This is a genomic window from Streptomyces sp. NPDC038707, assembly GCF_040636485.1.
In the GTDB taxonomy this organism is placed as follows: Bacteria; Actinomycetota; Actinomycetes; order Streptomycetales; family Streptomycetaceae; genus Streptomyces.
On sequence record NZ_JBEZUP010000010.1, the window covers coordinates 35,495 to 49,082 of the forward strand.

The window sequence follows — 13,588 nt, forward strand, 5'->3', positions numbered from 1 at the left end:
GGGGGTGTCCTTACTTGGGGAGGGAATCGAGAGAGGGGCCGAGGATCCAGCTGGCGATCTCCCGGATCGCGCCGTCGCCGCCGGGGACGGTGGTGACCGCGCGTGCGGCGCCGCGCACGACGTCGTGAGCGCTCGCGACCGCCACGGGCCAGCCCACGAGGGCGAAGCAGGGCAGGTCGTTGACGTCGTTGCCGACGTAGAGCACGCGCTCCGGCGCGATGCCCTGCTCCTCGCACCACTGCTTCAGCGCGAGGTCCTTGCGGTCGATGCCGTGCAGCACGGGGATCTTCAGCTTGCGTGCGCGGGCGGCGACGACCGGGTTCTGTTCCGTGGACAGGATCAGCAGCTTCAGGCCGCTGCGGCGCAGGGCCGCGACGCCGAGGCCGTCGCCGCGGTGCACGGCGACGAACTCCCGTCCCTCGGAGTCGATCAGCACCCGGTCGTCGGTCTGGGTGCCGTCGAAGTCCAGGACGACCGCGTCCACGTCGGCGGCGGTCGGCAGCGCGCCGGGGCGGTCCGCGTCGAAGAGGGGCGCGAGGGCCCGGGCCCGGGCCAGGTCGTGCGGGTCGTCGATCTCCAGCACCCGGGCCGGGTCGGTGCGGACCAGTTCGGTGCGGCCGAAGAAGCGGTGGCCGTGCGCGCGGAAGCCGGCCGCGTCCATGGCGTAGGCGGCGCCGGTCTCCAGGAAGTCCTGGGGGCGGTCCTGGCGGCGCGGGCGGTAGGACTTGTCGTGGTTGACGCCCGCCCCGCCCTCCGCCTCGGTGGCGCCGTCGCGCCAGACGAAGCCGTGGAAGGGGGCCACGGTGACGGCGGTGTCGGCGCCGTGCTCGACGACCGCGGCGGCCACCCCGTCGATGTCCTCCCGCAGCAGGAAGGGGCTGGTGCACTGCACGAGGAGGACCGCGTCGACGGCGGCGCCGTGCAGCGCCTCGTGGGTGTCCATGGCGTGCCGGACCGCGGCCTCCGAGGTGGCGGTGTCCCCGGCGATGGCGGCGGGCCGCAGCACGACCTCGGCGCCGGCCTCGCGGGCGGCGGCGGCGATGGCCTGGTCGTCGGTGGACACGACGACGTCGGTCACCAGCCGGGCGGCCCGGCACTCGCGCACCGCGCGGGCCACCAGCGGGACGCCGCCGACGGGGGCGAGGTTCTTCGCGGGCACGCCCTTGGAGCCGCCGCGCGCGGGGATGACGGCGAGTACCCGGCGGACCGTGGCGCCTCGGTCCGCTTCCGAGTGGGACATGGGCTCTACTCCTTGCGATGAGGTCACAGCTCGCCCATCCGCCGGATCACGGGGGCGACCCGCTGGACACCGTGCCGGTAGGCGCCGCGGGCGGCCCGGCGCACGATCTGCCGGACGGGGCCGGGCGGCCGGTCGGCGGCGGGCGCGCCGGGCAGCGGGACGCCGTCGGGGCCGAGGTGGTGGCGGGCGAGGATGCCGGGCAGATAGCCGGGCGCGGTCTCGGTGGTGTAGTAGGGGGCGAGGGGCGGCAGTCCGCCGGGCCGGACGAGCAGCTTGGCGATGCGTTCGCGGGCCGCGTCGAAGGCGGTGGCGTAGGAACTCCCCCCGGAGGGGGTGTCCCCGGCGGCCACTCCCTGCCGGGCCAGCCACTCCTCGTCCGGCACCGGCCGGTGCCCGGCGTCCAGCTGCTCCCAGGAGGCGAGGCAGCCGGAGCCGGTGAAGTGGTGGTTGCCGAGCACCTCGCGCACCCCGAGGTCGGTGAGGACGGCGGTGGGGATGCGGCGGTGCAGGGCCTCCAGGGCGGCGGTGGAGCTGACCGTGACCAGCAGGTCGGTGCGGTCCAGCACCTCGCCCATGTGCCCGTAGACCAAGCGGAAGTTGGCGGGCAGGTCCTTGCCCTGGACCAGCTTCTGGTACGGCAGTTCCTCGATGTGGGTGGTGTGCTCGCCGGGCTTGGAGCGCAGTTTGAGCAGCACCTCGCGCCCGGGGTGGCGGCGGGCGTGGTCGAGGAGGCGGTCCAGCAGGTAGGCGCGGTCCCGGCGGTTGTCCGGCACGGACGGCTGGGCGGCGAACACCACGGTGTACGGGTCGTGTTCACCGGTGTACGGCGCTCCGCCGAGGAAGGGCAGCGCGACCTCGGTGACCGCGGAGGCGTCGGCGCCCACGCCCTCGTACACGGCGCGGAACCGGTCGGCGTCGTGGCGGGAGTTGGCGAGGACGAGGTCCGCGCCGTGGCGCAGGAGGAGTCCGTCGGCGAGCTTCTCGTAGACCACGCCGACGTAGCCGGTGACGACCACGGGCCGTTTCCCGGAGCCCCAGGCGGCGCGCAGTCCGTGCAGCATCGCCTGGACGCCGCCGCCGACCAGGGCGAGGACGAGGATGTCGGGCGCCGACTCGCCCATCTCGCGCAGGAATTCGACGCCGGTGACCTCGCGCAGGGAGTCCGCGCGGACGCCGACCTCCTGCAACTGGCGGGCGGTCGGGGTGGCCCGTCCGCGCAGGAGGTAGCCGTCGAGCCGGACCTCGGCAGCCGCGGGAGTGATCCGGCGCGCGGTGAGCGCGCCCCACTTCCAGCGGGTGTCGGAGTCCGCGAGGACGGCGACCCGCAGGGACTTCGTAGCACTTGCTGGCACGTCGAAGACGCTAGGAAGCGTGGGAGAGGAACCGCCCAACCGGAACACAACAAACGGTTAACAGCACCTCTCCAGGAGGCGAATCGGGGGCCGGCCGGGCAGAAATCCGGCGCGGTTCACGGCATTGCCACGCGCAGTTCACCTGGAATCAAGCAGTCGGCCAGAATGCGGGCCGGGCCGCCCTCTACCGTCGTCCGCGTGGTGAAGCTCTCGGTCATCGTGCCCTTCTACAACGTCCAGCAGTACGCGCCAGACACGCTGAAGAGCCTGCGTGCGAACACACGTGAGGATTTCGAATTCATTCTCGTAGACGACTGTTCGCGCGACGAGACACCGGAGATCCTCGCCCGCGCGGAACGTGAACTGCCGGGCGCGGTCCTGGTCAGACACGAGCAGAACGGGGGGCTGGCCACCGCGCGCAACACCGGCATCGACCGGGCCCGCGGGGAGTACCTGACCTTCCTCGACGGCGACGACTGGCTCGCCCCGGGCTACTACCCGCAACTGGTCGCCGCGATGGACGAGTTGGGCTGCGACTTCATCCGCACCGACCACGTCCAGTGCACCGGCCGGGCGCGCGCGATCCACCGGGTCCCGCAGGGCCGCCGCGATGTGGTGCTGAACCCGCGGGAGGCGATCCTGCCCGCCGACCGCTCGACCTCCGTCGACTACGCGTACGCGTGGGCGGGCATCTACCACCGCCGGCTGGTCGACCGGGGCCTGCTGCACTTCACCCACGGGCTGCGCACCGCCGAGGACCGGCCGTGGATCTGGAAACTGCACCGGGAGGCGGAATCCTTCGCCGCGCTCGGCCTGCTCGGCGTGTACTACCGGCGCGGTGTCGCCTCGTCGCTCACCCAGATCGGCGACGTCCGGCAATTGGATTTCATTCGCGCGTTCGACCAGGTGATCGAGGAAACGGCGCGGGATCCCGAGGCCGATAAGCTGCTGCCGAAGGCCGTGCGCACCTATTGCGCCATCATGGCCCATCATCTCGGAGCGATCGAGAGGTTCGAACCCGCCGTGGCCCGACAATTGCGTTCGCTGAGCGCAGCCGCGCTGAGAAGACTTCCGCAGGACGTGCTGGCGCAGGTCATGGACTCGATGGACGCGCAGCGCGCGGGCCGGCTGCGGCGGCTGCGGCGCCGGCCCACGGCCGCCCGGACGGTGACGGCCTGATGCCCCGCACCACCCACATCTTCTGCGCGTCGACGCTGTACGGGGCGGCGACCCTGGCCGCCGCCCTCGACGCCGGCCTGTTCGGGCCGGCCGACCGCCGGCTGCTGCTGATCACCAACAACGCGGCCAATCCGGAGACCACGCCGTCCGTGGACCGGATGCCGGGCTTCGGGCCCATCGGCGACCGCTTCGACGGGGTGCTCTCCTGGAACGAGACCATCGCGCCCCTGCACCCCAGCGGCTGGGGCCCGCGCGCCAACGACGTCCCCATGTGGGAGCGGTACGTGCGGCTGCTGTGGGGGCTGGGCGACGACCGGGTCCGGCTGACCGTGGAGTCGGTGCAGGTCAACCCGGCACTCGCACTGTGCCAGTTGTTCACCGGCGCCCCCGTCGAGGTCTACGCCGACGGCCTCATGAGCTACGGCCCCACCCGCGACAAGATCGACCCGCTGGTCGGCACGCGCATCGAACGCCTGCTCCACCTGGACCTGGTCCCCGGCCTGACCCCGCTGCTGCTCACCGAGTTCGGGGTGCGCCCGGAGCTGGTGCCCACCGAGGCGTTCCTGAAGGTGATCGGGGAACTCGCCGAGGACGAGGCCGAGTTGCCGGGGAGCGGGGAGCCGCGCCCCGCCCTGCTCCTCGGCCAGTACCTCTCCGCGCTGGACATCCTGACCGCCGCCGAGGAGGAGGAGCTGCACCTGAGGATGGTGCGCGGCGCGGTCGCGCTCGGCCACCGCCGGCTGGTCTTCAAGCCGCACCCGGTGGCGCCCGCCAGCTGGTCGCGGCTGCTCCAGCAGGAGGCGGAGCGGCTCGGCGCCGAACTCGTCCTGCTGGACGTGCCCGTGCTCGCCGAGGTGGCCTACCAGCGGCTGCGTCCGGCGCTGGTCGTCGGCTGCTTCTCCACCGCGCTGTTCACGGCGGCCACGTTCTACAACCTGCCCGTCGCCCGGGTCGGCACGGACACGCTCCTGGCCCGGCTCGCGCCCTACCAGAACAGCAACCGGGTCCCGGTCACCATCGCCGACGCGCTGCTGCCCGACCTCGGTGACGCCGGTGCGGTGTCCGGCCGGCGCCCGCCCGCACGGGAGCGGGTGGACGAACTGGCCGCGCTGCTGACGGCGGTGGGCTTCGCCATGCAGCCGAAGATCTATCCGGGGCTGCGGGGGGCCGCCGAGAACTACCTCGCCCGGCACCTCGACGCGGACACCTGGCGTTACTTCAAGCGCCGCCGGCTGACCGCGCTGGCCCTGCCGGGCGCGGTGCCCGCCCAGCTGGCGTTCATCCCGCGCAACGCCACCGTGCGCCGGCTCGCCCGCCGGGCCCGGTCGCTCTCGCCGCGCACCCGGCGCTGAGCCCTCCGGCCCGCCCGGACACGCGCAGGCCCCCGCCCCCGGCTCGTTCCAGGGGGCGGGGGCCTCATCCGGGTCACCGGCCGGCCCGTCTACCGCCGGCGGGCGCGGATCTGCTTCACGGCCTTGCGCACGGCGGGGTGGCGGCGCAGCGCCTCGGCCCGTACGGGGCTGCCGCCGGGCAGGCGCAGGCTGGTCAGGCGGCGCTTCTTGAAGTACCGCTGGTGGTCGGCGGGGTGCGCGGCGAGCCAGGCGGCGGCTTCCTCGCGCAGTTCCGGGTGCTTGCGGGACTGCATGCAGTAGCCGACGGTGCGCACCAGCGGGCCCAGTTCCCCGCCCAGCGCGTCCAGGGACAGCGGGGTCCCGATGGCGTCGCGTTCCGCGTCGGGCAGGGCGGCGTCGATGACGGTGAGCGGGATGCGGTTGCTGTTCTCGTACGGCGCGATGCGTTCCAGGAGCAGTTCGGTGCCGACCCGGGCGACCGGGATGCCGTAGAAGGCGGCGGCCGTCATCAGCGCGGTGGAGAAGCAGCCGATGACCAGTTCCGGCTTCAGGTGGGCGAAGACGGTCTCGGCGAGCACGGGTTCGCTCAGGACGGTCAGCCGGATGCCGAGTTCTTCCGCCGCCGCCTCCAGCGAGGTGTTGTAGACGGCGGGCGCGCTGGGGTGGGGCTTGAAGAGCACGGCGCGGTGTCCGGCGCGGGCGGCGGCGCGCACCATGCGGACGTGGAGTTCCTCCTCCTCCTCCTGGGTGATCAGGTTGATGGCCGACAGGTACTGGCCGAGCAGCACCGCGGTGGGCCGGCCCTCGGCGGGGAGTCGGTCGGCGAGGATGCCGGCGCCCTCCTCGCCGATCTGGGCGAGGACGTCCACGATGGCCTCGTTCGGCACGGGTTCGGGCCGGACCCCGTACTCGGTCAGGAGCATCGGGCGCAGCCCGGGTATCAGGTCGAGGTGCAGCACCCGGGCGATGCGGCTGCTCAGGCCGTGCGGGATGCGGTTGCGGGTGGGGCCGTAGCTCATCAGGCCGTCCGCGTACACGTGGACCGGGCTGTCGGCGAAGATGTCGGCGACCGCGCGGGAGGGGTTGGCCTGGATCGACTCGCAGGCGATCTCGACCGGCTCGTCACCGAGGTTCCAGGCGAGGCGTACGGCCTTCTCCCACATCACCAGGTCCTGGCCGCGCGGTGACCAGCCGGCCGGGTGGTGCGGCGCTATGAACTCGTTCCAGGAGCGCACCTCGTCGAACTCGGGCCGTATTCGCTCGAATCCGGCCATCCGGTCCAGCGGGGTGCCGACCTCGGGCACGGCGGCGGTGTTGCTGACGACGAGGATGCGGCGGTGCTCGGAGCGGGGGCCGAAGAGTCCGGCGCGCAGGGCGGCGGTGACGGTGGCCGCCGCGTACTGGGTGGCCGAGAAGAATATCTGGGTGGTGCCGCTCATGCCGCGACTCCCTTCATGCCGCCGCGTATGCGCCGCAGGACGTCGACGCGCTTCTCCCCCATGCCGAAGAGGGCTTCGGTCAGCTCCTCCTCCGACATCCGGCCCAGTGCGTCGGCGGCCCGCTGCCGCAGCTCGGCGGCGACGCTGCGCTCGAACCGGTCGCGCTGGAGGAGCTGGTGGGCGATGACGACGCAGTAGTTGCGCAGTGCCTTCTTGCGCAGCCGGCCGGCCTCCGGGTCCGCGGCGAGTTCGCTGAGGACGAGGTCGAAGGAGCGGAAGAAGTCGAGCTGGCGCACGTCGCCGATCTGGGTCAGCGAGGTGGCGACGCCCCTGCGGTAGAAGACGCCGCGCAGACCGGCGACGGCGTAGGAGTCGGCCCGGCGGTGCAGGTCCCAGATCCAGGGCCGGTCCTCGGCGGTGCGCAGCCCGTCGTGGAAGCGCAGCATCCCGCGGTCGAGGAGGCGGCGGTGGTAGACGCCGGCCCAGGCGTAGGGGTAGTCGACCATCGTCGTGACGTCCACCGGCAGGATCGAGTCGCGGGGGTCGAGCGGGATGTGCCGGCGGCCTTCCGGGGCCCGGTGGACCGTGCGGTTGACGCCGGTCACCTGGACGTGGTCGGTGCGGACGAAGTCGACGTCCAGCCGTTCGATCCAGTCCACCAGACCGGCCAGATAGCCGGGGGCGAGCCAGTCGTCGCCGTCGAGGAAGGTGAGGTAGCGGCCTTCCGCCGCGTCGATGCCGGTGTTGCGCGCGGTGGCGAGTCCACCGTTCTGCTCGTGCCGGATCACCCTGCTGTTCGGCAGCCGTTTGGTCAGTTCCAGCAGCGCCTCGTACGTGTGGTCCTTGGTCGAGCGGTCCTCGACGAACAGGAACTCGAAGTCGTCACGGGCGTTGTGGACGCAGCTGGCGACCGTCTCCGGGACATACCCCTCGACGTTGAAGCAGGGGATGATCACCGACAGTCTCGGGGAACGGTTGGTCACGCGGACACCTGGGCTCTCTCAGGGGCGGGTCGCTGTGACCGTAGGAAGCGCTCGCCGCCACGGAGCGACTTCCACCGGAACGCCGGGTGAACGCGGGGTGGCGGCTGTCCCCGTTCAGCCGATCCCGTACCGCGCCCCGATGCCCGCGATCAGCAGCGCCAGCCCTTCCTCGAACTGCTGGTCGTAGTCGTCGAAGAGCAGCTTCCCGGCCTCGGCGGCCAGTGGGTAGGCGGCCAGCCGCCGGGTGCGTTCCCCGAGGTCGTACCCCTCGCGGCCCTCGTCCGGGAACGGCCGCATCCCCTGTTCCTCGGCGACGAAGCCGAGGGTGTACAGGTGCGTCGTGCGGCCCGCGTGGACGGCCTGGGCGAGGGTGAGGCCGGACTCCGTGAGCAGCCGCAGGTTCGCCTCCAGTTCAGGGGCGTGTTCCGTGCCGGTGAAGCGCGAGCCGCCGAAGACCCGGGCGCCGTCGCGGTAACCGAGCAGCTCGCCGCGCAACCCCCGGTTGGTCTTCAGCAGGCGTTCCCGCCAGGTGTCGGCGGGGTCGAGCGCGGCCCCGGCGGCCATCCGCCGGTACATCTCCGTGGCCATCTCGTCCAGCAGCGCCTGCTTGTCCCGGAAGTGCCAGTACAGCGCGGGCGCCTTCACGTCCAGCTCGCGCGCGATGGCCCGGAGCGTCAGCCCTTCCAGGCCGACCTCGTTCAGCAGCCGCAGCGCCGTGCCGACGACTCGCCCGCGGTCCAGGGGTGTGCGTTTCTCAGCCTTCACACTTGACAGCTTAACGCCGTTAAGGGCACCCTCACGGACGACGGCACTTAACAACGTTAAGGAGATTCGGGATGGATGTCCTGATCGTGGGGGCGGGCCCGACGGGTCTGGCCCTCGGTATCGACCTCGCCCGGCGCGGGGTCGACGCGCTGGTCGTGGAGCGGGCGGACGGGCTGTTCCCCGGCTCCCGCGGCAAGGCGATACAGCCCCGCACCCAGGAGCTCTTCGACGACCTCGGTGTCCTGGCCGAGGCCCGCGCGGCCGGCGGTCCCTACCCGCCCCGGCTGGTCTGGCAGGACGGCGAACCCCTCGGCGCGGAGCCGATGTTCGACCCGGTCCCGGCGGACGAGGGCACGCCGTACACCGAGCCGTTGATGATCCCGCAGTGGCGGACCCAGGAGATCCTGCACGCCCGGCTGACCGCGCTGGGCGGCAAGGTCGCCTTCGGCCACGAGGTGACCGGCCTCGCGCAGGACGCGGAGGGCGTGACCGCGCGCCTCGCGGACGGTACGGCGCTCCGCGCGGCGTACGTGGTGGCGGCCGACGGCGGACGCTCGACGGTCCGGCGCGCGCTCGGCGTGGACATGGCCGGGGAGACGGTGGACCCGGCCTCGTTCCTGGTGGCGGACGTCCAGGTCAAGGGCCTCGACCGGGACCACTGGCACATGTTCCGCAGAGCCGGGGACATCGGCCTCGCGCTGTGTCCGCTGGCCGGCACGGACGACTTCCAGCTGCAGGCACGCCTCCCGGAGGACACCGGACCGGAGCCGGCCCTGGACGGCGTCCGGTCGCTGGTGGCCGCCTTCACCCACCTGGACGCCGACAGCGTGACCGGACTGCGGTGGATCTCCGCTTTCCGGTCGCGCACCGGGCTCGCGGACCGGTTCCGGGTGGGCCGGGTCTTCCTCGCCGGCGACGCGGCCCACGTGCACTCGCCGGCGGGCGGCCAGGGCCTGAACACCAGCGTCCAGGACGCCTACAACCTGGGGTGGAAGCTGGGAGCGGTGCTGCGCGGCGGGGCGCCGCACGAGCTGCTGGACACCTACGAGGAGGAGCGCCGGGCCACCGCGGCCGGCGTGCTCGGCCTGTCCACGGCGGTGCACCGCGGGGAGGTGCGGCGCGGCGCGGCGACGGTGCAGCTGAACCTGGGCTACCGGGAGTCGTCGCTGAGCGTGGAGAGCCGTACCGCCCCGGCCGGGCCGCGCGCGGGCGACCGGGCCCCGGACGGCAGGGTGGACGGCGTCCGGCTGTTCGACGTGCTCCGCGGGCCGCACTGGACCCTGCTCGGCGCGTCCCTGCCGGGCGTCCGGTCGCTGCCGTCGGCCCCGGAGTCCTACGGCCCGGGCATCTTCCTGATCAGGCCGGACGGTTATGTGGGCTGGGCCGGCGAGACCACCGGGGGCCTGCCGGACTACGCCTCACGCGTGGGCGGCCTGACGGCGCCGTAGCGTCACGCGCTCGCCAGGGACAGCTTGACCGCGAAACCGAGGAACAGGGCGCCCGCCGCCGAGGTGGCCGTCGCCGAGAGGCGCTTGCGGCGGCGGAAGGCGGCGGCGAGGCGGGTGCCGCCGAATATCAGCGCGCTGAGGTAGAGACAGCTGGCGACCTGCGCGAAGGCGCCGAGGACGACGAAGGAGAGGGCCGGGTAGGCGTACCCCGGGTCCACGAACTGCACGAAGAAGGCGACGAAGAACAGGATCGCCTTGGGGTTGAAGAGGCTGACGACGAGGGCACGGCGGAACGGGCGCTCGTCGGCGGCCTTCTCCGCCGCCGTGACCGGGGCGGCCGGTTCGCGGCGGGTCCGCCACATCTGCCGGGCCGCCCGCAGCATGCCGACCGCCAGCCAGGACAGATAGCCGGCGCCGGCGTACTTCACGATGCCGAACAGCAGGTCGTTGGCCTGGAGCAGGGAGGCCACCCCGGCGGCGGACAGGGTCATCAGCACGGTGTCCCCGCACCACACGCCCGCCGCCGCGGTGTACCCCGCCCGCACGCCACGGCGGGCGGCGACGGACAGGACGTAGAGGGAGTTGGGGCCGGGCAGCAGCACGATCAGGATCAGGCCCGCGAGATACGTGGGGAGGTCGATGACGCCGAACATGGAGGGAGTGTCGCACGGGGGTACGACAACGGACCCGGACGGTCCGAAGGACGGTACGCGGGGCACGCCGGTCAGGACAGGGCCGTACGGCGTCCGGGACGTGCGGCACCCCGCTCAGAAGGTGTCCGGCGGTACGTAGCTCCCCCAGACCTCCCGCAGCGCCCCGCACACCTCCCCCACCGTCGCCCGGGCCCGCAGCGCCTCCTTCATCGGGTACAGGACGTCGTCCTCCCCCTCGGCCGCCGCCCGCAGCGCGTCCAGCGCCGCCGACACCACCCGCCGGTCCCGGCCGGCCCGCAGCCGGGCCAGGCGCTCGCACTGCCGGGACTCGACGGCCGGGTCGGCCCGCGACGGCACGTACGGCGCCTCCTCGCCGGGCTCGTCGAGCCGGAACCGGTTGACCCCGACGACCACCCGGTCCCCGGACTCGGTCTCCCGGGCGATCCGGTACGCGTTCCGCTCGATCTCGGCCTTCTGGAAGCCCCGTTCGATCGCCGCGACCGCCCCGCCCAGCTCCTCGACCCGGTGCATCAGGTCCAGCGCGGCCTCCTCCACGTCGTCCGTCATCCGCTCGACGGCGTAGGAGCCCGCGAACGGGTCCACGGTCGCCGGTACGTCCGTCTCGTGGGCCAGCACCTGCTGGGTGCGCAGCGCCAGCCGCGCGCTCCTCTCGGTGGGCAGCGCGAGCGCCTCGTCGAAGGAGTTGGTGTGCAGGGACTGGGTGCCGCCGAGGACGGCCGCCAGGGCCTGGACGGTCACCCGGGCCAGGTTCACCTCCGGCTGCTGGGCCGTCAGCTGGACCCCGGCCGTCTGGGTGTGGAAGCGCAGCATCCAGGACCTGGGGTTCCGCGCGCCGAACTGCTCCCGCATCACCCGCGCCCAGATCCGGCGCGCCGCGCGGAACTTGGCGACCTCCTCCAGCAGCGTCGTACGGGCCACGAAAAAGAAGGAGAGGCGGGGCGCGAAGTCGTCCACCTCCAGGCCGGCCGCCACGGCCGTACGGACGTACTCGATGCCGTCGGCGAGGGTGAAGGCGATCTCCTGCACGGGGGACGCGCCCGCCTCGGCCATGTGGTAGCCGGAGACCGAGATGGTGTTCCACCTCGGGATCGCGTCGGCGCAGTAGCGGAAGACGTCCGCCGTCAGCCGCAGGGACGGCCCGGGCGGGAAGATGTACGTGCCGCGCGCGATGTACTCCTTCAGCACGTCGTTCTGGACGGTGCCGGTGAGCCGGTCCGCGCCGACGCCCTGCTCCTCGGCGACCAGTTGGTACAGGAGCAGCAGGACGGCCGCCGGGGCGTTGATCGTCATGGAGGTGGAGACCCGGTCCAGCGGGATGCCGTCGAACAGCGCCCGCATGTCCTCCACCGAGTCGACGGCCACGCCCACCCTGCCGACCTCGCCGCGCGCCAGGGGGGCGTCGGAGTCGTGGCCCATCTGGGTGGGCAGGTCGAAGGCCACGGACAGGCCCGTGGTGCCGTGGGCGATCAGCCGGCGGTAGCGGTCGTTGGACTCGGCCGCGGTGCCGAAACCGGCGTACTGGCGCATGGTCCAGGGACGGCCGGTGTACATGGTCGGGTGGACTCCGCGGGTGAACGGGTACGCGCCCGGTTCGCCCAGCTTCCGCTCCGGGTCCCAGCCGGCCAGCCCTGCCGGACCGTAGACCGGCTCGATGGGCAGACCCGATTCCGACTCACGTGCCATGGCTGCCTCCGCGGTGCACCCCACCCTCCCTCCACCATGCCGCGCCACCCGGCTACGGTCACGCGGGGGACGACGGCCGGGTGGACGGCTGCGGCGATCGGGACGGTCAGGGGGGCGGGCGGTCAGCGGTCGGGCGGTCGGCGCTCAGGCGGACAACGGGCCGACGGCCCTGCGGCCGGACGGTCAGCGGTCCGGTGGACGGCTGACCAGACGGGCGTCACAGCCGGGCGGTCCGCCGGCCGGCCCTCGCGGCCGGGCGGACAGCGGTCCGGCGGTCCGGCGGTCCGGCGGTCCGGCGGTTTGCCGGACCGGCGGGAAACGTGCCCCAGGGGTCGCTCGCGGCGCGAACGGAGTTCGGCGGCGGTCGCGCGGGGAAGCATCCCCGGCATGAGGATTACGGGGAGACCCGCCGCCCTGCTCGCGTCGGCCGCCGCGTTCACCGCGTTCGCCGCCCTGGCCGGCTGCACCGTGCAGCCGCAGGATCCCGACGCCAAGCGCGGCCTGCCGGTCCGCATCCAGTTACCCTCCAGCCCCGCTCCCGCGCCCACCGGGATGGCGGGGACCAAACCCACCACCACACCCAGCACCTCACCCCCGCGCGCCACCGTCCCCGCCCCGGACACCCCCACCGCACCCCCCGCGCCCCCGCCCCGCGTGCTGTGGGCGCACGGGAGCAGCGGGCCGGAGGTACGGGAACTCCAGGCACGGCTGCGCCAGGTGGGCTGGCTGTCCGCCGCGCCGACGGGGACGTACGGCCCGCGGACCGAGCAGGCCGTCAGGGGCTTCCAGGGCAAGCGCGGGCTGCCGCCGACCGGCAGGCTGGACACCGTCACCTGGCAGCGGCTGCTCGCCATGACGCACCGGCCGTCCCACTGGGAGCTGTACCTCATGGGCGGACAGCCGGCCGCCGCGCCCGACACGCGCTGTCTGACCGGCCGGGTGCTGTGCATCGACAAGACCAGCCGGACCCTGCGCTGGATGATCGACGGACGCACGGTCGACACGCTGTCCGTCCGGTTCGGCACCCAGTACACGCCCACCCGGGAAGGTGTGTTCAAGGTCTACTGGAAGTCACGGCACCATGTGTCGACGCTCTACCACTCCGCGATGCCGTACGCGATGTTCTTCAGCGGCGGCCAGGCGGTGCACTACTCCGCCGACTTCGCGGCGCGTGGCTACGCGGGCGGGTCGCACGGCTGCGTCAACGTGCGGGACGAGGCGGGGATCGCACGGTTGTTCGCCCAGGTGAAGGTCGGCGACAAGGTCGTCATCTCGCGGTGAGGCTGCGGGGCGCGGGCGGGACCGGGGGAACGTGTCCCGCCCGCGCCAGGTGCACGTGCCGTGGGTACGGGGGGAACCCCGGCTCCGTGCGACGGCCGATGACCAGTCGGCTCACTCAGTACTGCGTCACGGGCTCCAAAAACGTCACACCTGGCACCGAAAAATTTTTTCCACTCACAGAAGTGCAGGTCA

11 protein-coding genes are annotated in these 13,588 nt (G+C 73.1%); 4 read left to right on the forward strand and 7 right to left on the reverse strand.

The annotated features are described in order from the left end of the window. Positions 1 to 10: 10 nt before the first annotated feature. Entirely contained in the window at positions 11 to 1,240 is a 1,230-nt protein-coding gene (locus AB0E62_RS15885; protein ID WP_362192930.1) for an N-acylneuraminate cytidylyltransferase, read from the reverse strand. 23 nt (positions 1,241 to 1,263) lie between these two features. Beyond that, on the reverse strand, positions 1,264 to 2,592 hold the full coding sequence (locus AB0E62_RS15890) for a DUF6716 putative glycosyltransferase (protein WP_362192933.1): 1,329 nt from the start codon (positions 2,590 to 2,592) through the stop codon (positions 1,264 to 1,266). A gap of 198 nt (positions 2,593 to 2,790) precedes the next feature. On the opposite strand from AB0E62_RS15890, the gene AB0E62_RS15895 reads away from it, so the two are divergent. After that, the gene (locus AB0E62_RS15895) at positions 2,791 to 3,771 is read left to right on the forward strand and encodes a glycosyltransferase family 2 protein (protein ID WP_362192936.1); all 981 of its coding nucleotides are present in this window, start codon (positions 2,791 to 2,793) and stop codon (positions 3,769 to 3,771) included. Beyond that, positions 3,771 to 5,123, forward strand: coding sequence for a polysialyltransferase family glycosyltransferase (locus AB0E62_RS15900; protein WP_362192939.1), 1,353 nt, complete (start codon positions 3,771 to 3,773; stop codon positions 5,121 to 5,123). Before AB0E62_RS15895 ends, AB0E62_RS15900 begins: the two co-directional genes overlap by 1 nt. Before the next feature lie 89 nt (positions 5,124 to 5,212). On the opposite strand, the gene AB0E62_RS15905 is transcribed toward AB0E62_RS15900, so the two are convergent. The 3 genes from AB0E62_RS15905 to AB0E62_RS15915 all read right to left on the reverse strand — a co-directional run bounded on the left by AB0E62_RS15905 (position 5,213) and on the right by AB0E62_RS15915 (position 8,310). Then, the gene (locus AB0E62_RS15905) at positions 5,213 to 6,562 is read right to left on the reverse strand and encodes a polysialyltransferase family glycosyltransferase (protein ID WP_362192942.1); all 1,350 of its coding nucleotides are present in this window, start codon (positions 6,560 to 6,562) and stop codon (positions 5,213 to 5,215) included. After that, positions 6,559 to 7,545, reverse strand: coding sequence for a glycosyltransferase family 2 protein (locus AB0E62_RS15910; protein WP_362192945.1), 987 nt, complete (start codon positions 7,543 to 7,545; stop codon positions 6,559 to 6,561). The genes AB0E62_RS15905 and AB0E62_RS15910 overlap by 4 nt, the downstream gene beginning before the upstream one ends. 114 nt (positions 7,546 to 7,659) lie before the next feature. Continuing rightward, complete coding sequence (locus AB0E62_RS15915; RefSeq protein WP_362192948.1) at positions 7,660 to 8,310, reverse strand: TetR/AcrR family transcriptional regulator C-terminal domain-containing protein; 651 nt, start codon at positions 8,308 to 8,310, stop codon at positions 7,660 to 7,662. A 71-nt stretch (positions 8,311 to 8,381) separates the two neighbouring features. Here AB0E62_RS15915 and AB0E62_RS15920 point away from each other — a divergent pair, with 71 nt between their 5' ends. Beyond that, entirely contained in the window at positions 8,382 to 9,758 is a 1,377-nt protein-coding gene (locus AB0E62_RS15920) for an FAD-dependent monooxygenase (RefSeq protein WP_362192951.1), read from the forward strand. 2 nt (positions 9,759 to 9,760) lie between these two features. On the opposite strand, the gene leuE is transcribed toward AB0E62_RS15920, so the two are convergent. Together leuE and AB0E62_RS15930 are read right to left on the reverse strand one after the other, a co-directional pair. Continuing rightward, the gene (gene leuE / locus AB0E62_RS15925; protein ID WP_362192954.1) at positions 9,761 to 10,411 is read right to left on the reverse strand and encodes a leucine efflux protein LeuE; all 651 of its coding nucleotides are present in this window, start codon (positions 10,409 to 10,411) and stop codon (positions 9,761 to 9,763) included. A 114-nt stretch (positions 10,412 to 10,525) separates the two neighbouring features. Then, entirely contained in the window at positions 10,526 to 12,115 is a 1,590-nt protein-coding gene (locus AB0E62_RS15930) for a methylmalonyl-CoA mutase family protein (protein ID WP_362192957.1), read from the reverse strand. A 387-nt stretch (positions 12,116 to 12,502) separates the two neighbouring features. On the opposite strand from AB0E62_RS15930, the gene AB0E62_RS15935 reads away from it, so the two are divergent. Next, positions 12,503 to 13,396 (forward strand): L,D-transpeptidase family protein, encoded by an 894-nt coding sequence (locus AB0E62_RS15935; protein ID WP_362192960.1) that lies wholly within the window; start codon positions 12,503 to 12,505, stop codon positions 13,394 to 13,396. Positions 13,397 to 13,588: the final 192 nt, after the last annotated feature.

Coding starts and splice junctions, on each gene's coding strand:
- AB0E62_RS15885 (WP_362192930.1), bottom strand. CDS start 1,240: ATGTCCCACTCGGAAGCGGACCGAGGCGCCACGGTCCGCCGGGTACTC.
- AB0E62_RS15900 (WP_362192939.1), top strand. CDS start 3,771: ATGCCCCGCACCACCCACATCTTCTGCGCGTCGACGCTGTACGGGGCG.
- AB0E62_RS15905 (WP_362192942.1), bottom strand. CDS start 6,562: ATGAGCGGCACCACCCAGATATTCTTCTCGGCCACCCAGTACGCGGCG.
- AB0E62_RS15920 (WP_362192951.1), top strand. CDS start 8,382: ATGGATGTCCTGATCGTGGGGGCGGGCCCGACGGGTCTGGCCCTCGGT.
- leuE (WP_362192954.1), bottom strand. CDS start 10,411: ATGTTCGGCGTCATCGACCTCCCCACGTATCTCGCGGGCCTGATCCTG.
- AB0E62_RS15930 (WP_362192957.1), bottom strand. CDS start 12,115: ATGGCACGTGAGTCGGAATCGGGTCTGCCCATCGAGCCGGTCTACGGT.
- AB0E62_RS15935 (WP_362192960.1), top strand. CDS start 12,503: ATGAGGATTACGGGGAGACCCGCCGCCCTGCTCGCGTCGGCCGCCGCG.